General features: G+C 69.2%; 21 protein-coding genes. 2 read left to right on the top strand and 19 right to left on the bottom strand.

What is annotated here, in order from left to right; all coding sequences use genetic code 11:
• Window positions 1–18 precede the first annotated feature (18 nt).
• The 7 genes from AC3A6G_RS08240 to AC3A6G_RS08210 all read right to left on the bottom strand — a co-directional run bounded on the left by AC3A6G_RS08240 (window position 19) and on the right by AC3A6G_RS08210 (window position 7,681).
• Window positions 19–1,041 carry an XdhC family protein gene (locus AC3A6G_RS08240; protein WP_487873516.1) on the bottom strand — a complete coding sequence of 341 codons (1,023 nt, stop codon included), beginning with the start codon at window positions 1,039–1,041 and terminating at the stop codon, window positions 19–21.
• Window positions 1,042–1,051: 10 nt separating this feature from the next.
• The gene (locus AC3A6G_RS08235) at window positions 1,052–1,639 is read right to left on the bottom strand and encodes an SRPBCC family protein (protein WP_487873515.1); all 588 of its coding nucleotides are present in this window, start codon (window positions 1,637–1,639) and stop codon (window positions 1,052–1,054) included.
• Window positions 1,640–1,685: 46 nt separating this feature from the next.
• Window positions 1,686–2,888 (bottom strand): vWA domain-containing protein, encoded by a 1,203-nt coding sequence (locus AC3A6G_RS08230; protein WP_487873514.1) that lies wholly within the window; start codon window positions 2,886–2,888, stop codon window positions 1,686–1,688.
• 34 nt (window positions 2,889–2,922) lie between these two features.
• Window positions 2,923–3,825 (bottom strand): AAA family ATPase, encoded by a 903-nt coding sequence (locus AC3A6G_RS08225; protein WP_487863448.1) that lies wholly within the window; start codon window positions 3,823–3,825, stop codon window positions 2,923–2,925.
• Between the two features lie 64 nt (window positions 3,826–3,889).
• Window positions 3,890–4,681: an FAD binding domain-containing protein gene (locus tag AC3A6G_RS08220; protein WP_487873513.1), complete on the bottom strand. Its 792-nt coding sequence runs from the start codon at window positions 4,679–4,681 to the stop codon at window positions 3,890–3,892.
• Window positions 4,682–4,731: 50 nt separating this feature from the next.
• A complete protein-coding gene (locus AC3A6G_RS08215; RefSeq protein ID WP_487873512.1) occupies window positions 4,732–7,170 on the bottom strand; it encodes a xanthine dehydrogenase family protein molybdopterin-binding subunit in 2,439 nt (812 codons plus the stop codon).
• Window positions 7,171–7,183: 13 nt separating this feature from the next.
• Window positions 7,184–7,681: a (2Fe-2S)-binding protein gene (locus tag AC3A6G_RS08210; protein WP_487859775.1), complete on the bottom strand. Its 498-nt coding sequence runs from the start codon at window positions 7,679–7,681 to the stop codon at window positions 7,184–7,186.
• Window positions 7,682–7,861: 180 nt separating this feature from the next.
• Between AC3A6G_RS08210 and AC3A6G_RS08205 the strand changes: the two genes are divergently transcribed.
• Entirely contained in the window at window positions 7,862–8,989 is a 1,128-nt protein-coding gene (locus tag AC3A6G_RS08205; RefSeq protein WP_487873511.1) for a helix-turn-helix domain-containing protein, read from the top strand.
• 3 nt (window positions 8,990–8,992) lie between these two features.
• On the opposite strand, the gene AC3A6G_RS08200 is transcribed toward AC3A6G_RS08205, so the two are convergent.
• From AC3A6G_RS08200 to AC3A6G_RS08150, 11 genes are all read right to left on the bottom strand, one after another.
• Complete coding sequence (locus AC3A6G_RS08200) at window positions 8,993–9,370, bottom strand: nuclear transport factor 2 family protein (RefSeq protein WP_487859773.1); 378 nt, start codon at window positions 9,368–9,370, stop codon at window positions 8,993–8,995.
• 110 nt (window positions 9,371–9,480) lie between these two features.
• Window positions 9,481–10,317 carry an ABC transporter substrate-binding protein gene (locus tag AC3A6G_RS08195; RefSeq protein WP_487873510.1) on the bottom strand — a complete coding sequence of 279 codons (837 nt, stop codon included), beginning with the start codon at window positions 10,315–10,317 and terminating at the stop codon, window positions 9,481–9,483.
• Window positions 10,314–10,994, bottom strand: coding sequence for an ABC transporter ATP-binding protein (locus AC3A6G_RS08190; protein WP_487863442.1), 681 nt, complete (start codon window positions 10,992–10,994; stop codon window positions 10,314–10,316). The genes AC3A6G_RS08195 and AC3A6G_RS08190 overlap by 4 nt, the downstream gene beginning before the upstream one ends.
• A gap of 14 nt (window positions 10,995–11,008) precedes the next feature.
• The gene (locus AC3A6G_RS08185) at window positions 11,009–11,764 is read right to left on the bottom strand and encodes an ABC transporter permease (RefSeq protein ID WP_487873509.1); all 756 of its coding nucleotides are present in this window, start codon (window positions 11,762–11,764) and stop codon (window positions 11,009–11,011) included.
• A gap of 98 nt (window positions 11,765–11,862) precedes the next feature.
• Window positions 11,863–13,338 (bottom strand): M81 family metallopeptidase, encoded by a 1,476-nt coding sequence (locus tag AC3A6G_RS08180; RefSeq protein ID WP_487873508.1) that lies wholly within the window; start codon window positions 13,336–13,338, stop codon window positions 11,863–11,865.
• Window positions 13,335–14,591 (bottom strand): Zn-dependent hydrolase, encoded by a 1,257-nt coding sequence (locus tag AC3A6G_RS08175; RefSeq protein WP_487873507.1) that lies wholly within the window; start codon window positions 14,589–14,591, stop codon window positions 13,335–13,337. Before AC3A6G_RS08175 ends, AC3A6G_RS08180 begins: the two co-directional genes overlap by 4 nt.
• 28 nt (window positions 14,592–14,619) lie before the next feature.
• A complete protein-coding gene (locus AC3A6G_RS08170) occupies window positions 14,620–15,330 on the bottom strand; it encodes an ABC transporter ATP-binding protein (RefSeq protein WP_487873506.1) in 711 nt (236 codons plus the stop codon).
• Window positions 15,331–15,502: 172 nt separating this feature from the next.
• Window positions 15,503–16,270 carry an ABC transporter ATP-binding protein gene (locus AC3A6G_RS08165; protein WP_487859766.1) on the bottom strand — a complete coding sequence of 256 codons (768 nt, stop codon included), beginning with the start codon at window positions 16,268–16,270 and terminating at the stop codon, window positions 15,503–15,505.
• A complete protein-coding gene (locus tag AC3A6G_RS08160; RefSeq protein WP_487873505.1) occupies window positions 16,267–17,226 on the bottom strand; it encodes a branched-chain amino acid ABC transporter permease in 960 nt (319 codons plus the stop codon). The genes AC3A6G_RS08165 and AC3A6G_RS08160 overlap by 4 nt, the downstream gene beginning before the upstream one ends.
• A 5-nt stretch (window positions 17,227–17,231) precedes the next feature.
• Entirely contained in the window at window positions 17,232–18,092 is an 861-nt protein-coding gene (locus AC3A6G_RS08155) for a branched-chain amino acid ABC transporter permease (RefSeq protein WP_487859764.1), read from the bottom strand.
• Between the two features lie 25 nt (window positions 18,093–18,117).
• Window positions 18,118–19,326: an ABC transporter substrate-binding protein gene (locus tag AC3A6G_RS08150; protein WP_487863435.1), complete on the bottom strand. Its 1,209-nt coding sequence runs from the start codon at window positions 19,324–19,326 to the stop codon at window positions 18,118–18,120.
• Window positions 19,327–19,512: 186 nt separating this feature from the next.
• Between AC3A6G_RS08150 and AC3A6G_RS08145 the strand changes: the two genes are divergently transcribed.
• Complete coding sequence (locus tag AC3A6G_RS08145; RefSeq protein ID WP_487863434.1) at window positions 19,513–20,298, top strand: FadR/GntR family transcriptional regulator; 786 nt, start codon at window positions 19,513–19,515, stop codon at window positions 20,296–20,298.
• An 18-nt stretch (window positions 20,299–20,316) separates the two neighbouring features.
• Here the strand turns inward: AC3A6G_RS08145 and AC3A6G_RS08140 are convergent, their stop codons facing one another.
• Window positions 20,317–21,378: a DUF6929 family protein gene (locus AC3A6G_RS08140; RefSeq protein ID WP_487873504.1), complete on the bottom strand. Its 1,062-nt coding sequence runs from the start codon at window positions 21,376–21,378 to the stop codon at window positions 20,317–20,319.
• Window positions 21,379–21,394 lie beyond the last annotated feature (16 nt).

The raw sequence follows: 21,394 nt of genomic DNA, 5'->3' as shown, positions 1-21,394 counted from the left end.
CGCGCGCCCCCGCGCGTGTCAGCCCGCCACCGCCTGCTGCAGGCCCTTGGCGCGCGCCACTTCCATTTCGCGCGGCAGCGTCACCGCGTTCTTCACCGCGAGGATCTCGGCCATCACGCTGACCGCGATCTCGGGCGGCGTCTTGCTGCCGATGTAGATGCCGATCGGCCCGCGCAGCCGCGCGAGCGAGGCGTCCGTCTGGTCGAAGTGCTCGATCATGCGGCTGCGCCGTGCCTCGGCATTGCGGCGCGAGCCGATGGCGCCCACGTAGAAGGCCTCGCTCTGCAGGGCCTCGAGCAGCGCGAGGTCGTCGAGCTTGGGATCGTGCGTGAGCGCGACCACGCAGCTGCGCCGGTCCGGCCTGAAGGCCAGCACCGCATCGTCGGGCATCTCGGTGGTGATCTCCACGCCGGCCAGCGACCATGCGGTGCGGTACTCGGCGCGCGGGTCGCACAGCGTCACGGCGAAGCCGCTGAACTTGGCCATGGTGGCAAGGTATTCGGCCAGTTGCCCGGCGCCGATCAGCAGCATGCGGTACTCGGGACCGAAGGTGTTGGTGAGCTCGGTCTCGTCCACCTTGAGTTCGTCGGGCGCGCTGGCCTCGGCCAGCTGCACGGCGCCGCTCGCGAGCGCGACCGTGCGCCGCATGAGCCGGCCCTTCTCGAGCGCGGTGACGAGCGCCGCGAGCGACGCGGCATCGGGGTCGTGTTCGAGCAGCAGCTCCAGCGTGCCGCCGCAAGGCAGCCCGAAGCGATGCGCCTCGTCGGCCGTGATGCCGTACTTGACGAGCGCGGGCGGCGTGCCCGGCGGCACGCGCTCGCCGATGTCGTGCGCGTGGCTGTAGCGTGCGATCAGGTCGTCCTCGATGCAGCCGCCCGAGACCGAGCCCACCACCGCGCCGTCGTCCGCCAGCGCCATGATCGAGCCGACCGGCCGTGGCGACGAGCCCCAGGTGCGCACCACCGTGGTCAGCAGCGCACGCTTGCCGGCCTGTCGCCAGTCGCGCAGCGTGCGCAGCACCATGACGTCGAGATTTTCCATCCCTTCGCCCCTAGCTCGCCGCGTCGGGCGTGTCGCTGTCGTCCTTCTTGCCGAGGCCGATCTTCTTCATCAAGCCCGACACCATGCCGGGTTTTTCGGCCGGCGCTTCGGCGGCACCTTCCGCGGGCGGCGCACCGTAGCGGCTTTGCATCTCGGCATCGAAGCGCTTGAAGAAGTCGTCGGCGGTGGACTTGGCGGCGCCGTCGATCAGCCGCTGGCCAAGCTGCGCGATCTTGCCGCCGACCTGTGCCTGCACCGTGTAGTCGAGCTCGCAGGCCGCATCGCCGGCGGCGCCGCCATCGACCGGCCGGAGCGTCACGCTCGACGATCCCTTGGCAAAACCCGCTACGCCGCCCTGCCCTTCGAACGCGAGCTTGTAGCCGTCGGGGGCGACGATGTCGGTGAGCATGACCTTGCCGCTGAACTTGGCCGACACGGGGCCGATCTTGAGCGCCAGCGCCACGCTGTACTGGTTGTCGCCGGTGGCTTCGAACTTGTCGCAGCCCGGAATGCACTTCTTGAGCGTCTCGGGGTCGTTGAGCGCTTCCCAGGCCTGTTGTTGCGTCACGCCGAGGCGACGGTTGCCGAGCATTTCCATGGTGGTTTCCTTTGGGGTTCTTCGCTAGCGTGCTTGCTTCTTCCGGTCAACGGCCGGAGCGCATCAGGGCCGCGAGGCTGGCGGCCAGCTGTTCGAGGGCATTCAGATTGTGGACCGCCCACATCGCATCCGCATGGCGGTGCAGCACGGCGGCCCCACGCGCCAAGGGGGCGTAGCCCTCGAAGCGCAGCAGCGGGTTGAGCCACAGCAGCCGGCGCGAATGGCGCTTGAGCCAGAGCAGCTCGTGGTCGAGCACGGCCGGTTCGCCGGTGTCGAGCCCGTCGCTGATCACCAGCACCAGCGTGCGCAGCCCCGTCAGCCGGCGCGCATGCGTTCGCCGGAGTTCGGCCAGCGAACTGCCGAGCCGGGTGCCGCCCGCGAAGTCGTCGATTGCCAGGCTCGCGGCCGAGAGCATCGCGTCGGTGTCGGCCAGGCGGAACGCCGGCGTGAGATCGGTGAGTCCGGTGCCGAAGGCGAACACGTCGCGCCGCCCGGCGCGCCGCGTGGCGGCATGCAGGAAGGCCAGCAGCAGCCGCGCGTAGCGCTCCATCGAGCCCGACACATCGACCAGCACCAAAAGCGGCAGCGGCTCTTCGCGCCGCGTGAGCCGCGGCAGGCGCAGGATCTCGCCGCCGGTGCGCGCGGCCTCTTGCAGCACGCCGGGCCAGTGCATGCGCGCATGCGCTCCCGCCTGGCCGGTCGCGCGCAGCCGGCGCGAAGGCAGCAGGGGCACGGGCAGCGTGACCTCGCGCGCGAGCCGCTCGACCAGCCGGTATTCCGAGGCGCCGAGCGCATTGAAATCGGCGTGCCGCAGCCGATGCCGGTCGCTGGCCGTCATGGCGGCGTCGAACTCGATCTCCTTGTCCGGCGGGGCCGCCGCAGCCGGCTTCACCGCATCGCGCGGCGGGCTCAGGGCTTCGCGCACGCGCGGGCGCCGCTTCGACGGCTCGGCCTTGCCTTCGGCGCTCGGCAGCATCTGGGCCAGCAGCTTGTTGGCCAACTCGGGGTCGCGGAACCAGGCATCGAACAGCTCGCGGAACACCATGCGGTCCTGCTCGCGGCTCACCATGACGGCCTCCATGGCGGCGCCAAGATCACGCCGGCTCTCCACGCCGACCAGCGTCGCGGCTTCGGCGGCCAGCGCGATGCGCATCGCATCGGTGCGCACACCCGCGCGGCGCAGCGCGCGGCCGAAGGCCGTGATGTTGCCGGCCAGCTTGCCGGTGCGGGCGTCGCCTAGCTGCTGCATCGGCGGGCTCGGGCGGACATCACGGCGCCCGCGTTCATGCCCCGGCCTCCTCCTCCGGCCGCAGCGCATCGGCGGCCAGTTCGTGCGTGAGCGCGGCCACGTCGTCGCGCTGCTTGAACAGGATGCCGGCAGTGTCGACCACCACCTCGGGGTCGAGCTCGACCGTGTCGAGCGCGATCAGGGCGCGTGCCCATTCGACGCTCTCGGCAATGCCCGGCGCGCGCTGGAACGCGTTGACGAAAGGCGCATCGCGCAGCCGCGCGACGAAGGCGGCCACCTGGGCCGAGAGCTTCTCGCCGGCCTCGGGCACCTGGGCCCGAACGATCGCCAGCTCGCGCTCGCGCTCGGGGTAGTCGAGCCAGTGGTAGAGGCAGCGCCGCTTGACCGCGTCGTTGAGCTCGCGCGTGCGGTTGCTCGTGAGGATGGTGACCGGCGGCACCACGGCGCGCACGGTACCGAGCTCGGGAATGCTGACCTGGTACTCGCCCAGGTATTCGAGCAGGAAAGCCTCGAAGGGCTCGTCGGCGCGGTCCACTTCGTCGATCAGCAGCACTGCGCCGGGCATCGGGGTCTGCAGTGCCTGCAGCAGGGGGCGGCGGATCAGGTAGTGCGGCTGGTAGACCTCGGACTCCACATCCCGGGCAGCGCCCGCAGCTTCGGCCGCGCGCATATGTAGCAATTGCGCGGCGTAGTTCCATTCGTAGAGCGCCTCGCGTTGTTCCAGGCCGTCGTAGCACTGCAGCCGCAGCAGCGCGCGGCCCAGCGCCTTCGACAAGGCCTTGGCAAGCTCGGTCTTGCCGACGCCGGGCTCGCCCTCGAGCAGCAGCGGGCGCTGCAGCTTGAGCGCGAGGAACACCGCGGTGGCCAGGCGCCGGTCGGCGAAGTAGCCGGCCTGCACCAGGCTGTCGGAAAGGGCGTCGATGGAGGCGAAGGTCATGGCAAAGGGTAGCGCAGGCTGCCGGACGCAGGGGTCTCGAACAGGCAGCCGAAGGTCTCGTCCGTCAGCCCAGCGCCCGCGCCACCGCCCTCTGGCTCAGCACGCTGATCAGGTTCGCGCGGTAGGCCGCCGACGCGTGCAGGTCGCTGTTGAGTTCGCTCGCGTCGATCTTCACCGCGGCCGCCGCCGCGGGCGTGAAGCTCTGGTTCAGCGCATCCTCGAGCCCCGCGTGGCGGAACACACCGTTGCCGGCACCGGTGACGGCCACGCGCACGCCGCCGTCGTACTGCGCGAGGAACACGCCGACGAGCGGAAAGTGCGAGGCCTTCTGGCGCAGCTTTTCGTATACCGCGCGCTTCGGGACCGGGAAGCGGATGGCGGTGATCAGCTCGTCCTCCTCGAGCGCCGTGGTGAAGAGCCCGAGGAAGAAATCGTCGGCGGCAATCTCGCGCTTCGACGTGACGACGGTCGCACCGGAGCCGAGCACCGCGCTCGGGTAGCAGGCGGCCGGGTCGTTGTTGGCCACCGAGCCGCCGATGGTGCCCATGGCGCGCACCTGCCGGTCGCCGATGCGCGCGGCCAGGTCGGCCAGTGCCGGGTAGGCGGCCTTGACGTCGGCATGGTTCGCCACCTCGATGTGGCGCGACATCGCACCGATGGTGATCGTGTCGCCGTCCTTGCGGATGCCGGTGAGTTCGCGGACGCCGCCGAGGTCGACGAGTTGCTCGGGCGCAGAGAGCCGCAGCTTCATGGAGGCCAGCAGGGTCTGCCCGCCTGCGAGCGGCTTGGCGCCCGCCGCGGCGAGCCGGACCGCATCGGCCACGGTGGTCGGCTGTTCGAGTGTGAAGGCGTACATGGTGGGGTTCCTTCTTTTCGTGCTTCTTTTCTTGTCGGTTCTTGCGGTGTTCAGGGCGCGGGGCGGCCCTGGGTGCTGGCGGCGAGCGAAGGCGCCTGCACGTCGTGCGGGTTGCCGCCCTTCTGCATCGCTTCCCAGACCCGGTTCGGCGAAGCGGGCATGTCGAAGTCCTTCACGCCGAGCGGCGCCAGCGCATCGAGCACGGCATTGATCACGGCCGGCGGCGAGCCGATCGCGCCGGCCTCGCCGCAGCCCTTGGTGCCGAGCGGATTGTGGGTGCACGGCGTGCAGACGGTGTCGAGCTTGAACTGCGGGAAGTCGCCCGCGCGCGGCATCGCGTAGTCCATGAAGCTGCCGGTGAGCAATTGCCCCGTCTCGTTGTCGTAGACGCAGTTCTCGAGCAGCGCCTGGCCGATGCCCTGCACCAGCCCGCCATGCACCTGGCCCTCGACGATCATCGGGTTGATGATGGTGCCGAAGTCGTCCACCGCGGTGAAGCGGTCGACCTTCACTTCGCCGGTCTGCTTGTCGATCTCGACCTCGCAGATGTAGGTGCCGCCCGGAAAGGTGAAGTTGGTCGGGTCGTAGAAGGCGGTTTCGTTGAGGCCCGGCTCCAGCTTGTCGAGCGGATAGTTGTGCGGCACGTAGGCCGTGAGCGCGACCTGTCCGAACGGAATCTTCTTGTCGGTGCCCTTGACGGTGAACTCGCCATTGGCGAACTCGACGTCGGCGTCGCTCGCCTCCATCAGGTGCGCCGCGATCTTCTTGGCCTTGGTCTCGATCTTGTCGAGCGCCTTCATGATGGCCGCGCCGCCCACCGAAATGGAGCGCGAGCCGTAGGTACCCATGCCGAAGGGCACGCGACCGGTGTCGCCATGCACCACGTCGACGTTCTCGACCGAGATGCCGAGCCGCGCCGCAACGACCTGCGCGAACGTGGTCTCGTGGCCCTGCCCGTGGCTGTGCGAGCCGGTGAACACCGTCACGCTGCCGGTCGGGTGCACGCGGATCTCGCCGCATTCGAACAAGCCCGCGCGCGCACCGAGTGCGCCCGCGATGTTCGACGGCGCGATGCCGCAGGCCTCGATGTAGCTCGAGTAGCCGATGCCGCGCAGCTTGCCTTGCGCCTCGGTCGCCGACTTGCGCTCGGCGTAGCCGTCGACGTCGGCGAGCACGCGGGCCTTGTCCATGCACGCATGGAAGTCGCCGGTGTCGTACTGCAGCGCCACGGGCGTCTGGTAGGGAAAGGTGGTGATGAAGTTGCGCTTGCGGATCTCGTCCTGGCCCAGGTTCATTTCCCAGGCACAGCGCGACACCAGCCGCTCGAGCAGGTAGGTGGCCTCGGGCCGTCCCGCGCCGCGGTAGGCATCGACCGGCGCGGTGTTGGTGAACCAGGCATCGACCTCGACGTAGATCTGCGGCGTGGCGTACTGGCCCGCGAGCAGCGTGGCGTACAGGATGGTCGGCACCGCGGTCGAGAAGGTCGACAGGTAGGCACCGAGGTTGGCGTCGGTGTGCACGCGCATGGCGAGGAACTTGCCGTCCTTGTCCATCGCCATCTCGGCGTGACTCACATGGTCGCGGCCGTGCGCGTCGGACAGAAAGCACTCCGAGCGCTCGGCCGTCCACTTGATGTTGCGGTTGAGCTGCTTGGCGGCCCAGGTCAGGCACACGTCCTCGGCATAGAGAAATATCTTCGAGCCGAAGCCGCCGCCCACGTCGGGTGCGATCACGCGCACCTTGTGCTCGGGCAGGCCCAGCACGAAAGCCGTCATCAGCAGGCGCTCGACGTGCGGATTCTGGTTCGACACGTAGAGCGTGTAGTCGTCGGTGCCGCGGCTGTAGCTGCCGATGGCCACGCGCGGCTCGATCGGGTTGGGCACCAGCCGGTTGTTGACCAGGTCGAGCTTCGTGACGTGCGCCGCATTGGCGAACACCGAATCGACCGCGGTCTTGTCGCCCAGCGCCCACTTGTAGCACTGGTTGTCGGGCGCCTCGTCGTGCAGCGTGACGCCGCCGGCCTTCTTGGCGGCATCGGCCACGCTCACGAGCGCGGGCAGCACGTCGTAGTCGACCACCACGGCCTCGGCGGCATTCTTGGCCTGCTCCACCGTCTCGGCCACCACCATGGCCACATGGTCGCCCACGTAGCGCACCTTGTGGATCGCGAGGATCGGGTGCATTGGCTCCTTCATCGGGGTGCCGTCGGGGTTGTTGATGAGCCAGCCGCAAGGCAGCCCGCCCATCTTGCCCTCGATGTCCTTGCCGCTGAAGATGCCGACCACGCCGGGCATCTTCAGCGCCTCGGCCGTGTCGACCGACTTGACGACCGCATGGGCGTGCGGCGAGCGCACGAAGACCGCGTGGCTCTGGTTGGCCAGCGTGATGTCGTCGGTGTAGTTGCCCGCGCCGGTCAGGAAGCGGTAGTCTTCCTTGCGCCGCAGCGCCTCGCCGATGTGGGGCAGGTTCGAGAAGTCGGAAGCACCCATGATGTCGCTCCCTTCAGGCCGAAGCCGTGGTCTTGACCGGGGTGCCCGAGGCCATGGCCTCGCCGCCCATCTGCACCGCCTTGACGATGTTCTGGTAGCCGGTGCACCGGCACAGGTTGCCGTCGAGCAGCTCGCGGATCTCCGATTCGCTCGACTTGGGATGGTGCGTGCACAGGTCGATGGCGCTCATCACCATGCCGGGGGTGCAGAAGCCGCACTGCAGGCCGTGGCATTCCTTGAAGGCGGCCTGCATCGGGTGCATGGTGCCGTCGGGCTCGGCGATGCCCTCGATGGTGGTGATCTCGGCACCGGCCGCCTGCGCCACGAGGATGTTGCACGACTTGACCGCGCGGCCGTTGAGGTGGATGGTGCAGGCGCCGCACTGGGCCGTGTCGCAGCCGACGTGGGTGCCGGTCAGGTGGAGATGCTCGCGGATGGCGTGCACGAGAAAGGTGTTGGGGGGTGCGTCGACCGTGACCTGACGGCCGTTGACCGTGAAAGCTACCTGCATGTGGCTGTCTCCGTTGAAGGTGATGGCTGGTTCAGCGAAAGGCATCTTGGATGCCGGCCACGTGCACTATCCTAGGCAAAACCCTCAGCGCTTGCGCCACGGGCGCGAAATTCTCAAAATGAAACAGCTTGCGGCCGGCAAGCGCTCCCCACGACGCCCCTCCCCGCGTAAACCAGAACGATGTCCGCTCCGATCGCCCCGCACCTGACCGAGCGTTCGCTCGCCATTGCCGAGGCGCGCCGGGCCCTGATCCACGGCGAGGCCCGCGCGCCGGTACGCATCGAGCCCTGGATCGCGCGCTCCTGGCAGCGCTGCATGGAGGCCGGGCGCCAGCCGCAGCAACGCGTGAGCTTCGATCCGGTCGGCCAGTCGGCCATCCGCGACGTGGCCGAGCGCAACCGGGCGCTCATGGCGGCGGCGCGGCCGGTGATCGAGCGGCTGTCGCGCGCCATTGCCGACACGCGCTATTTCGCGGTGCTGACCAATGCCGAGGGCATCGTGGTCGACGTGGGCGCTCTGCCCGACGGCGCCGACGACAGCGCCCGCTATGCGCGCAACATCGGCCGCATCGGCGTGGACCTGTCGGAGCGCGCCATCGGCACCAGCGCCATCAGCACCGCGCTGGCCGAGCAGGAGGCGGTGTGGCTGCACCGTGGCGAGCACTTCTTCGAGGACACCAGCGTCTACAGCTGCGCCGGCGCCCCGCTCTTCGGCCCGCAGGGCGACTGCATCGGCATGCTCGACCTGACCGGCGTGCAGGTGGCCGAACGGCCCGAGCTGCGCCACCTGGCCATGCTGTCGGCGCGCAGCATCGAGAACCTGCTGGTGCTGAATCAGCCCTGCGAGATGCGCCTGCACCTGTCGTGGCCCGGCTGTCCGCCCAGCGAGGCGACCGAAGGCCTGCTGTGCGTCGATGCCGAGGGCGGCGTGATCGGCGCCAATGCCGCCGCGCGGCAGATGCTGCACGAGCCGCTCGGTCGCAGCCCCCAGGCGCCGCTGCACTGCAGCGACCTGTTCGCGCTGCCGCTGCAGATGCTGCTCGATGCCGCACGGCGCGGCGACGCGGTGCTCGAAGCCCCGCTCTGGTCGGGGCTGCGCGTGCAGGTGCGGCCGCAGCGCGGCGGCGGCAAGCACCCGCCGGAGCCCGTTGCCGAATCGCGGCCCCGGCTGCGCGATGTGGAGACCGCGCTGATCCGCAAGGCCGTGGCCGACGCCCGGGGCAACGTGGCCGAGGCTGCACGTGCGCTCGGCATCAGCCGTGCCACGGTCTACCGCAAGCTGTGGCGCGGGCGCTCGGCTTCGCGCTGAGGCTCAGGCGCTCGCGGGAACCTTGTCGAGAAACCCGGTCACGGCGTGCAGCTTGCCCGCCTCGAGCTGTGCAAAGTCGGTGCCCTGGATCATGTCCTCGGCCTCGCTCGGTCCCAGGGTCCACGAAAAGCGCAGGTTATCGCCGTGGGACTGCGCTTCGCCGAGCAGCTTGAAGCGGAAGCCCGGAAAGCGCTGCTGCACCGCACCGACCAGTGCGCCGATCTGCTCGCGGCCGCTGGCCTGCGCCATGGGATCGACATAGCGTGCATCGGCGGTCCAGCCCGAAGCGATGAGTTCAGCCCGGCGTGCGGCGTCGGTTTCGTTCCAGACATCGATGTAGCGCTGGGCGATGGCGGTGGCGTCGTGGGCGGCGGTGTTCATGGTGCGTGTCCTTTCGAGGTCGATGCCCGCAACGTCGCGGGGTGAAAGGATGGTCGCGCCGCGCGCGTTGGGCGTCGATGACCTCGGAGGTCATGGCGCGCCGGCGCCGCTCAGTTGGCCGAGGCGTTCGGGAAGAAGAGCTGCTCCCCGCCGATCTTGTAGCCCGCGATCGTGTCCTGCCCGGCCGGCGAGATCACCCAGTCGACGAACTTCTGCGCGCCCCGGCTGTTGAGCGATGGAAACTTCGCCGGGCTCACGACCATCACGCCGTACTGATTGAACAGGCGCTTGTCGCCCTCGACCAGCACCGCCAGGTCGGCGCGGTTCTTGAAGCTGAGCCAGGTGCCGCGGTCCGCGAGCACATAGCCGCCCGAGGAGGCCGCGATGTTCAGCGCCGGGCCCATGCCGCAGCCGCACTCCTTGTAGCCGCTGCCCTTGCGCTCGTTCGGCACCGGCTGGCCCGCTTCGGCCACGCCGGCCTGCGTCCAGAGGCGGCGCTCGGCCGCGTCGGTGCCGCTCTTGTCGCCGCGCGAGACGAAAGGCGCATTCGCCGCGGCGATCTTCTTCAGCGAGGTGGCGATGTCCTTGCCCTTTGCGCCCGCCGGGTCGGCCTTCGGGCCCACGAGCACGAAGTCGTTGTACATCACCGGATAGCGCCTGACGCTGAAGCCTTCGGCCACGAACTTCTCCTCGGCCGCGGCGTCGTGCACGAACAGCACGTCGGCATCGCCGCGCCGCGCCATGTCGATGGCCTGACCGGTGCCCACCGCCACCACCTTGACGTCGATGTTGCTGGCCTTCCTGAAGGCCGGCAGCAGGTGCGAGAACAGGCCCGACTGCTCGGTGGACGTGGTCGAGGCCATGGTGATGGTCTCGGCGTGTGCGGCGGCCGCAGCCGCCGCGAACATGGCCAGCGCGGCCGCAAGGTGCTTGAAAGACAAGTTCATGCCAACTCTCCTTTGACGAACAGGCGGGCCTCTTCCGGCAGCGGCCCATGAAAGAAATCGTGCACCGGCAGGTCGGCCAGGATGCGGCCGTGCTCGAGGTAGACCACGCGCGTGGCGAGCCGCTTGACCTGCCCCAGGTTGTGGCTCGCGAACACCAGCGTGCGGCCGCTCGCGGCCTCGGCGATGAGCGACTCGACCTCGCGCTTGGCGGTCGGGTCGAGGCTGGCCGTGGGCTCGTCGAGCAGCAGCACCGCCGGATGCAGCGCCCAGGCGCGCGCCAGCGCGACGCGCTGCTGCTGCCCGCCCGACAGCGCGCGCGCATTGCGCTCCGCGAGGTCTTCGAGGCCCACGCGCGCGAGTGCCGGCAGGGCCGCACGGCGCGCCTCGCGCCAGCGCATGCCGCGCAGCCAGAGCGCCAGCGCCACGTTGGTGGCGACCGAGGCGCGCAGCATGTGCGGCCGCTGGAACAGCATCGCCTGCTGGCGGCGCGGCACCGCGCCCGCCAGGCTGCCCGCCACGTGCGGCACCAGCCCATGAAGCAGGCGCAGCAGCGTGGTCTTGCCGCTGCCGTTGGCGCCGATCAGCGCCACCCGCTCGCCCGCATGGATGCGCAGCGTGGCGCCCTGCAGCGCCACGACCCGCCCCAGGCGCACGTCGACGCCCTTCAGTGAGAACACGGCCGCATCCGCGATCACGAGCGCGCCTCCGCACGCCAGGCCGGCGCCGCGGCGCCCGGGCCTGCGCCGCCGTCGATCCGCTCGCGCCAGCCGCGCAGCGCCGCGATCGCGAGGTTGAGCACCAGTACCACGCCCAACAGCACCAGCCCGAGCGCGAGCGCCAGTGGCAGGTCGCCCTTGCTGGTCTCGAGCGCGATGGCGGTGGTCATCACGCGCGTGAAGCCGTCGATGTTGCCGCCCACGATCATCACCGCGCCCACCTCCGAGACCGCGCGCCCGAAGGCCGCGATCAGCACCGTGAGCAGCGCGTAGCGCTCGTCCCATGCCAGCAGCAGCGCCCGCACCAGCGGCCGCGCGCCGAGCGAGCGCAGCTGCTCGCCGTGCGCGCGGTCGGTGTCCTCGATGGTCTGCCGCGTGAGCGCCGTCACCACCGGCAGCACCAGCACCGTCTGCGCCAGCACCATGGCCTGGAACGAGAACAGCCAGCCCAGGAAGCCGAGCGGGCCCGAGCGCGACAGCAGCAGGTAGATCACCAGCCCGACCACCACCGAAGGCAGCGCCAGCAGCGTGTTCAGCAGCGTCAGCAGCGCGGCCCGCCCGCGGAACCGCGCCACGCCGAGCCAGGCGCCGAACAGCAGCCCGAAGCCACAGGCCAGCACGCAGGCACTGGCGCTGACCGCGAGCGAGCGCCCGACGATGGCCAGCAGCATCGGGTCGCCGTCGGCGAGCAGGTGCCAGGCCGCGACGGCACTTTGCGCGAAGGTGTTCATGCAGCGGGCTTCATGGGAGGCGTGGGAAGGCGCCGCAGTATCGGGGCGTGGCCCCAATTACCTATGTAAATTTTTGCATAGGTGACGAGGCGCGCGCCTCAGATTGCGTCAAGCGGAAAGATGGGCCTGCGGACCTTGGAGAACGGGAACAGGCTGTAGTCAGAACTCGTCACCCCCCGACTGTCGCATTCGACCAGCCCGGCCGACAGCGGCTCGAACACCGGCCGGCAGTACATGCGCGACTTGAGCAGCAGAAAGCGCTCGGTACGCGGATCGAGCCCCGTGCATTCGAAGACGCCGAGGTCCCACGGCTCCTGCGTGCGCTCGGTCACGACGATGCGCGCGGCGCCGGTGTCGAACAGCACGGTGCGGCCCATGCTGCTGCGCTGCCCGGTGTAGGTGGGACCGGTGATCACGTACTCGCCATTGCAGACGGTGCGCACCACGCCGGTCAGCACCACGGGCGGCGCCGACCGGCCGATGCCCGCGAGCGAAACCTTGTTGCCGAGCGCCACCGTGGCCGTGGCGCCCTCGCCCGCCGCGACCAGCGCGGCCACGGCTTCGGGGTCGCAGAGCGGGCCCACGCCAATGCCGGCCAGCCCCTGCGCCAGCGCTTCCTGCAGCACGTCCATCGTGTCGCAGCTGCCGCCTGACATGCAGTTGTCGCCGTGGTCGAGCAGCAGCACCGGGCGCGTCGCGCCGTCGGCGAGCCGTTTCGCGCGCGCGACCGATTCGGCCAGCGGCTCGCTGCGGTAGACGAACGCCTCGCGCTCGGCCCACATCTGCGCGGCGATGCGGTCGGCGGTGGCCTGCGCGCGCTCGGGCGACTGCGCGTCGACCGCCACCACGCTCATGCAGGGCGCCTCGATGTCCGACAGCGAGAAGCCCGCGAAGATCGACACCGCGAGCGATTCGCCCGCGCCCTCGGCAGCGCGCGCGGCCTCGATCGCGCGCTGCATCGCGCCCACGAACGAGGCGCTGCGCAGCGTGTGCGCCATCAGCGGCAGCCCGTGCCAGCGCATCGCGGGCCGGCTGCGCCCCGCGAGCAGGTCGAACAGCAGGCGGCCCGCGTGGGCGCCGGTCTCGTACATGTCGACGTGCGGATAGGTCTTGAAGCCGACGATCACCTCGGCGTTGCCGACCATTGCCGGCGTCACGTTGGCATGCAGGTCGAGCGCGACGCCGATCGGCACGCCCGGGGCCGCGGCGCGCAGGCGCAGCAGCAGGTCGCCCTCGCCGTCGGCGCTGTTCTCGGCCACCATCGCGCCGTGCAGGTCGAGCAGGATGGCGTCGCAGCCCGGCGCCGCATCGACGATGCTCTGCGTGAGCGTGGTGTAGGCCTCGGCATCGACCGGCCCGCTCGGGTTGGCCGAGGCCGACACCGGCGTGACAACCTCGGCGCCCGCCTGCTCGGCCAGGTCGATGAAGGCCGACATCGCGGTTCGCATGCCCTTGTTGTCGCGATAGGCCTGGGCGCCGAACGTGGGGCCCTCGGGCCCGAAGGCCGAAAGCGGCGTGGGCACCGGCGAGAAGGTGTTGGTCTCGTGGTTGAGGCGCGCGATCAGCACTTTCATGATGCGGCCACTCCCGCGCTCTGCAGCATCGCCTGGAGCAGCACGTTGCAGCCGGCCTCGAGGTGCGCGGCTTCGGCGTCCTCGATCTCGTTGTGGCTGATGCCGTCGCGGCAGGGCACGAAGATCATGGCGGCGGGGCACACGCGCGCGAGGTACACCGCATCATGGCCCGCACCGCTGATCACGTTCATCGCGCTCAGGCCCTGCACTTCGGCCGCCTCGCGGATCGCCGACACCAGCGCGGGCGTGAAGGGCTGCGGCGGGAAATAGACGACCTGTTCGACCGTGGCCTCGACCCGGCCCTTGGCGGCGATGCGCTGCACCGCGTCCTTGAATGCGGCGTCCAGGGCCGACAGCACCGCGTCGTCGGCCGCGCGCAGGTCGACGCTGAGCTTCACGCGGCCGGGGATCACATTGCGCGAGTTGGGGTAGTTGTCGATCCAGCCGACCGTGCCGCGCGCGTGCGGCGCATGGGCGAGCGCGATGCGGTTCACTTCGACCACGAGTTCGGCGGCCGCGAGCAGCGCGTCGCGGCGCAGTTCCATCGGCGTGGGGCCCGCATGCGCCTCCATGCCCTGCAGCACCACGTCGTACCAGCGCTGGCCGAGCGCACCCTCGACCACGCCGATCACGCGCTCGTTGGCCTCGAGCACCGGGCCCTGCTCGATGTGCGCCTCGAAGTACGCGCCCACAGGCGACGCGGCGGCCGAGGCCGGTGCATCGCCCGCATAGCCGATGGCCGCGAGCGCTTCGGCCACGCTGATGCCGTCGTTGTCGCGCTGGGCCAGCGCATGCTCGAGCGTGAAGGCGCCGGCGAACACGCCCGAGCCCATCATCACGGGCACGAAGCGCGAGCCCTCCTCGTTGGTCCACACGGCAATCTCGAGCGGCGCTTCGGTGACGATGCCCGCGTCGTTGAGGCTGCGGACCACCTCGAGCCCGGCCAGCACGCCGTAGTTGCCGTCGAACTTGCCGCCCGTCGGCTGGGTGTCGATGTGGCTGCCGGTCACCACGGGCGGCAGCGCGTCGTCGCGGCCCGCGCGGCGCGCGAAGATGTTGCCGATGCGGTCGACGCGCACCGCGCAGCCGGCCTCGCGCGCCCAGCGCACGAAAAGGTCGCGGCCCTGGCGGTCAAGGTCGGTCAGCGCGATGCGGCAGACGCCGCCCTTTGCGGTGGCGCCCAATTGGGCCAGTTCCATCAGCGACTGCCAGAGGCGCTCGCCGTCGATGCGGATTTCGGTGTGGGGTGTCATGGTGTTCGAAGAATGGAAGTGCGGAACCTCAAGCAAGGCCCACGCCCAGGTAGCGGTCCTTCACCTCGTGGTCGGCCATGAAGGCCGCATTGCCGGCCTCGTGCACGACCACGCCCTGCTCCAGGATGTAGTGGCGGTCGGCCAGCTGCACGCAGACCTCGAGGTTCTGCTCGACCAGCAGGATCGCCACGCCAGCCGCCTTGATGGTCTTGAGCTGGGCGACGATCTCTTCGACGATGACCGGCGCGAGGCCTTCGACGGGCTCGTCGAGGATCAACAGGCGCGGGTGGTTCATCAGCGCACGGCCGATGGCGAGCATCTGCTGCTCGCCGCCCGAGAGCTGGCCGCCGCCGTTGCGCCGGCGCTCCTTCAGGCGCGGGAAGATGCGGTACACGTCGCCCAACTGCCAGCGCGAGTCGCGCCGCTGGCCGAGCATGAGGTTCTCTTCCACCGTCAGCAGCCTGAAGATGCCGCGGTGCTCGGGCACCAGGCAAACGCCGCGCTGCGCGATCCGGTGCGCCGCCTGGCCCGCGACGTCCGCACCCTGGAAGCGCACGCGGCCGCCGCTCGGCGTGACGGCGCCCGCAATGCTCTTGAGCGTGGTCGACTTGCCGGCGCCGTTGCGGCCCAGCAGCGTGACCAGCTCGGCCTCGCCGACCGTGAGCGACACGCCCTGCAGCACATGGCTCTTGCCGTAGTGGGCGTGCAGGGACTCGACTTCGAGGATGTTCGCGCTCATCGGGTCGCCTCCGTTCCCCGAGAATCGGCCATGGCCTGGCTGCTGCCCCCTCTCCCCTTGGGGAGAGGGCTGGGGTGAGGGCCAGCGGCGACGGCAGGGGCAGTGCATGTGCGAAGGCCGTTGCCCTCACCCCTGCCCTCTCCCCAGGGGGAGAGGGAGCAAGAAACGGCGCTCATGCTTTTCCTCCGGTGATCATGTTGCCCAGGTAGGCGCTGCGCACGCGCGCATCGGCGCGGATGTCGCCCGGCAGTCCTTCGGCGAGCACGCGGCCCAGCTGCATCACGGTCACGGTGTCGGAGATGTCCATCACGATGTTCATGTTGTGCTCGATCAGCACCACGGTGTGCGCGTCGCGCAGCCCGCGAATCAGCTGCTTCATGTCGTCGAGGTCGTCGATGCCCATGCCCGAGGTCGGTTCGTCGAGAAAGATCGCCTTGGGTCGGGCGGCCAGCGCCATGCCCACCTCGAGGCGGCGCTGCTGGCCGTGCGACAGTGCGCCGGCCGGCGTGTCGGCCATGCGCTCGAGGCCGACGCGCTGCAGCACCTCGTCCACCGTCTGCGTGCAGGCACGCTCGCCGACCGGCGCGCGCCAGCAGTTCATGGCCTGGCGCGGCGCCACGCCCTGCGCGGCCACGCGAAGGTTCTCGCGCACCGCGAGGCTCGCGAACAGGCTCGTGACCTGGAACGAGCGCGCCATGCCGCGCTGCACGCGCCGGTGGTCGGGCTCGCGCGTCACGTCGTGGCCATCGAACAGGATGCGCCCGCCCGTGGTGGTGCCGGTGCCCGTCAGCATGTGGAACAGCGTGGTCTTGCCCGCGCCATTGGGCCCGATCACCGAGTGCACGGTGTTCGCCCTGATCTTCAGGTCGACGCCGCCGAGCGCGGCGAACTTGCCGTAGTGCTTGGTGACGCCGATCGCTTCGATGAGCACCTCGCTCATGCTTTTTCCCCTTGTGCGTCGGGCAGCCGGGCCGCAGGCGGTGCCTTGCGGAACACGCGCCGCCAGGCGCCTTCGCCAAGGCCCCAGAGCCCGCGCTGCATGCCGATGCTCACCGCGATCAGCAGCAGCCCCAGCAGCAACAGCCAGCGCGGCCAGAGCGTCGAGAGCCAGTCGGCCAGCAGCACGTAGAAGGCCGACCCGAGCACCGACGCGAAGAGGTTGCCGGTGCCGCCGATCACGGTGATGACCAGGATCATCTCGCTCGTGTGGTACTCGGCGTTCGACAGCGGTGCGATGCCGGTCATCATCGCGTGCAGGCCGCCCGCCAGGCCGGTGACAGCGCCCGAGATCACGAACGCCAGCAGCTTGAAGCGCCGCAGGTTGTAGCCCACGGCGGCGGCGCGGTCCTCGTTGTCGCGAATGGCGAGCAGCGTGCGACCGAACACCGAATCGGTCACGCGCAGCAGCAGGCCGAACGCGATGAGGAACATCACGGCGACGAAGGCGTAGTACTTCCAGGGGGTGTCCATGAAGGCGGGGCGCGGCACGTCGAGCAGGCCGTTGTCGCCGCCCGTCAGGCCCGAGGCCGTGTAGGCCACGAAATAGAACATCTGCGCGAAGGCCAGCGTGAGCATCACGAAGTAGGTGCCGCGCTGACGAATGGCGACCCAGCCGACCACCGCCGCGCCGAGCGCGCCCATGGCAATGGCCGCGAGCAATGCCAGCGGCATCGGCAGCGCAAGCCGCGTGAGAAGGATGGCGATGGTGTAGCTGCCCAGGCCGAAGAAGATGCCTTGGCCGAACGACAGCAACCCGGTGTAGCCCAGCAGCAGGTTGCAGCCCAGCGCGGCCAGCGCGTAGATCAGCACCTCGCTCGCGAGCGAACCCGAGCGCAGCACCAGCGGCAGGCCCGCGGCGACGATCAGCGCCAGGAGAAACGTCATTTTTTTCGACATGGCGGTCAGGCCCTCCGGCCGAGCAGGCCATGTGGACGAAGCAGCAGCACGGCGCCCATCGCGATGTAGATCATCAGGCTCGCGCCCGGCGGCCAGAGGGTGCTCATGAGGCTCTGCACGATGCCGATCAGCAGGCCGCCCACCAACGCGCCGCCGAAGCTGCCGAGCCCGCCGATCACCACCACCACGAACGCCACGCCCAGCGCCTCGACGCCCATGAACGGTTCGGCACCGCGGATCGGCGCGGCCAGCACACCGGCCAGTGCGGCCGTGGCCGCGCCGAGCGCGAACACCAGGCTGAACACGCGGAACACGTTGATGCCGAGCAGCGACACCATCTCGGTCGATTCGCTGCCCGCGCGCACCGCGCTCCCCAGCCGCGTGCCTTCGAGCACCCACCACAGCAGCACCGCGAGAACGGCCGTGAAGCCGATCACGAACAGCCGGTACTTCGGGTAGATGAAGCTGCCCCACATCACCACGCCCTGCAGCAGGTCGGGCGTCGGCACGCTGTTGCCCAGCGGCCCCCAGACGACGATGACGATCTCCTGCACCGCGAGCGCGAGCCCCACGGTCACGAGGATGTGGAACTCGTGCGGCTTGGCATACACGCGGCGCAGCAGCAGCTTTTCAGCCAGCCAGCCGAGCGCACCGACGAACACCGGCACCACCACCAGCGCGAGCCAGAAGTCGAGCCCCCACTGCATCACCTGGAAGCAGAGGTAGGCGCCCAGCAGGTAGAACGCCCCGTGCGCGAAGTTGACGAAGCGCAGCAGGCCGAACACGATGGACAAGCCAACGGCCAGCAGGAAATACAGCATCCCGATGCCGATGCCGTTGATGGTCTGGAGCAGGTAGACGGACATGGGGCGCGTCGGTTTCCTTGCGTGCTCAGCCCAGCTTGCAGCCGGTCTTGTCGGGGGCCAGGAACGACTTGCCCGAACTCACCACGTCCACGTAGTCGGCCGCATCCTTCATCTTCGACTTGGCCTTGCCCTTGAGCAGGTAGTAGTCCTTGATGACCTGGTGGTCGGCCTTGCGGATTTCCTCGGCACCCGTGAGGCCGTCGTACTTCAGGCCTTCGAGCGCCGCGATCACGGCCTTCTGGTCGACGTTGCCGGCCTTGACGATGCCGTCGATCAGGATCTTGGTGCACACGTACGAGCCCGCGAGGCTGTAGTTGGGCACGATCTTGAGCTTGTCGGCCGTGCGCTTGACCAGGTCCTTGTTGAGCGCCGAGTCGACCGTGTGCCAGTACTGCGCGCCGAAGTACACGCCGTCGCAGAGGTCGGCGCCGAGTTCATCGAACTGCTCCAGCCCCGACGCCCAGGCGATCAGGATCGTCATGTTCTTGTGCATGCCGAAGCTCACCGCCTGGCGCAGCGCCGCCGACGACTGCGCGCCGAAGTTCAGCAGGAGCAGCACGTCGGGCTTGGCGGCCAGCGCGTTGGTGAGATAGCCGCTGAACTCCTTCTCGTTGAGCGAGTGGTAGCTGTTGCCCACGTGCTCGATGCCCTTCTCCTGGAAGATGTTCTTGGCGGCGCTGAGCAGGCCTTCGCCGAACACGTATTGCGGCGTGATGGTGTACCAGCGCTTGGCCTTCGGCATGCTCGCGATCAGCGGGCGCACTGTCTGCTCGACCGCACCGAAGGTGGGCACCGACCAGCGGAAGGTGGCCGGGTTGCAGTCCTTGCCGGTGATCTCGTCGGCGCCCGCGGTGGTGATGAACACGCCGCCGGCCTTCTCGGCCTCCTTGCCCATGGCGAGCGCCTCCGACGACAGGATGCCGCCGGCAAAGAACTTGGTGCCCTGCTGCTGCAGCGCTTCCTGCACCTTGCGCACGGCGGTGGCCGGCTTGCCCTCGGTGTCGAGCACGGTGTAGGCGAGCGGACGCTTGAGCACGCTGCCGTACTGCTCGATCGCGAGCTTCATGCCCAGGTCGGCGTACTTGCCGTTGGCCGCGAAGGCGCCCGACATCGGCACCGGGCAGCCGAAGCGGATCGCCTCGGCTGACTGGGCCCAGGCGGCACGGCCGCCCAGCAGGGAGGCGGCGGGCGCGGCCGAGAGGGCGGCGAGCTGAAGAAGGTGTCTGCGTTGCATGGAGTTCTCCGGTCGGGGTGAAGTGAGAGAGGGTGCTGCGTCGAATCGCAGCAATTTAAGCGGATAAATAGGATTAATATGCTGGTAAAAACCCGCTAGCAATGCGCGTGCCAAAATCGGCAGCGACCGAATCCGATACCTGCTCGCACATTGCTTTTCCCTCTCGCAAGGACTTCTTTCTCACGCATGAAACCGCAGGACGCCAGGAGCTTCGGGCAGCGCCGCCCCAAGCGGCAAAAGCTGTCAGACGTCATCGTCGAAGACGTCAAGCGCTGGATCGTGGCCGAGCGCAAGCAGCCCGGCGATCGGCTGCCGAACGAGAAGGAGCTGATCGAGCTGTTCGGCTATTCGAAGAGCACGGTGCGCGAGGCGCTCAAGGCGCTGGAGGTGCGCGGCCTGGTGGCGATCCGCACCGGCCCCGGCGGCGGCGCCTACCTGCAGCAGGTGTCGGTCGAGCATGCGTCGGAGCCGCTGCGCAACTTCCTGCACTTCCATCACCTCGACGGGCACCACATCTACCAGCTGCGCAAGGCGCTCGAACCAGAGCTCGCGGTGAGCGTGGTGGGGCGGCTCACGCCCGAGAACTTCGAGCAGCTCGAGGCCAACGTGCGCCTGTGCACCATCGAGCCGACCAACGAAGACGAGCTGCGCACCCAGCGCGAGGCCGAACTCGCTTTTCACACCCTGCTGGCCGAGCGCTGCCCCAATCCGGTGCTCTCGTTCATGTGCCGCTTCCTCAATGACCTGCTGCGCGACCTGGTGGTCTACAAGAAGGCGCTGGACCACCACCACTTCGGCGAGACCAACGTGGACTACCACACGCAGCTGCTCGCGGCCTACCGCAAGGAGGATGCGGACGAGGTGCGCCGGCTCATGGCCGAGCACATGGTCGACGCCGAGGCCCACATGCACGAGATGGAGGCGCACATCGGGGCGAAGCATTTGCTGCTGCCCAGTGGGGGACAGCGGTAGGCGCGCAGGCCCGCGTGGTCAGCGTCGCTGCGCGGACTTCAGGGTCAAGACGACATCGAAGAACTCGCTCGTGCCGTCGTCGTTGTCGCTGACCAAGGCCGCCGTGGCCTGGCGCGGCTCCGTGTGCGTCAGCGCAATGGATTCCACCTTGGTCTTGAGTGGCACCCCGCCCTTCGACAGCAGGCGCTGCGCGCGTTGGGTCAGGTCGAGCGGCGCGCCATCGTCCAGCTCGGACAGCGGAATCAACCCCAGGAAGCTGCCGAGCACCGCGCCATCATCGTAGGCGTTGTCGGTTCCCTCGACCGAGGCGCTGTAGACCAGGCTGTCGATCTCGGGCCAGTGGTCGGCGCCCGAGAGCCCTGCCTCGCGTCCCCCTAGCCGCGGCAGCTGCACCACGTACCGGCGGATGTCGGTGATGCGGCTCGCCTGGCCGGTCATGTAGGCCATGAGGTCGGCGAGCGTCACCTTGAAGAGCATGTTCTGCCCGGCGTTGCCCCGATTGAAGAAGTAAACCGCGTCAAGGGCCACCGCCACGGCCTCGATGTTGACCGTCTGGCCGGCCTCGAAGCCCGCGAGGGCGGCGAAGTCGCGATAGAGCCCGGCCATGTCCCGCACATGGGCGACAGACTTGCCACTCACGGCAACCAGCAGGCCCGTTTCGCGCGTTCCCTGCTTGCTGCCCGAGCCCAGGATCAGGTTCCAGACGACCCCATTCCATGTGACCGTGGTCATCGCTTCATGGTCGGGCTTGATGTTTTTGGCAATGCGGCCGTTCTTCTTGAGCGGATAGTCCTGCAGCAGGGTCTTGTCGACGATCGCGAATTTGCGGTTCAGCTCGAACAGATAGGGCGAATCGTCACCCACGACGAAGTACTTCCCCGCATGCCAGGTCATGCCCGAACCGGACGGAAGCGCTTTGCTGACCACCGGGTCGGTGGCTTGAACGCCGATGTCCGCGGCATGCGAACTCGAAGCGAAAGCCGCCAGCACGAGCGAGGCGGTGAAGGTCTTGTAGCGCGGGATGGGAATCTGTGGGAGCTGGCGAACGGGTCTGTCGCGCGGTTTCTGGAGGGAGCGCAAGCCTAATCCAGGCTCT

Source organism: Variovorax sp. Soil_C_26 (genome assembly GCF_057657075.1).
Note: the sequence above shows the minus strand (reverse complement) of the source record. Positions and strands in the feature narration are given on the sequence as shown.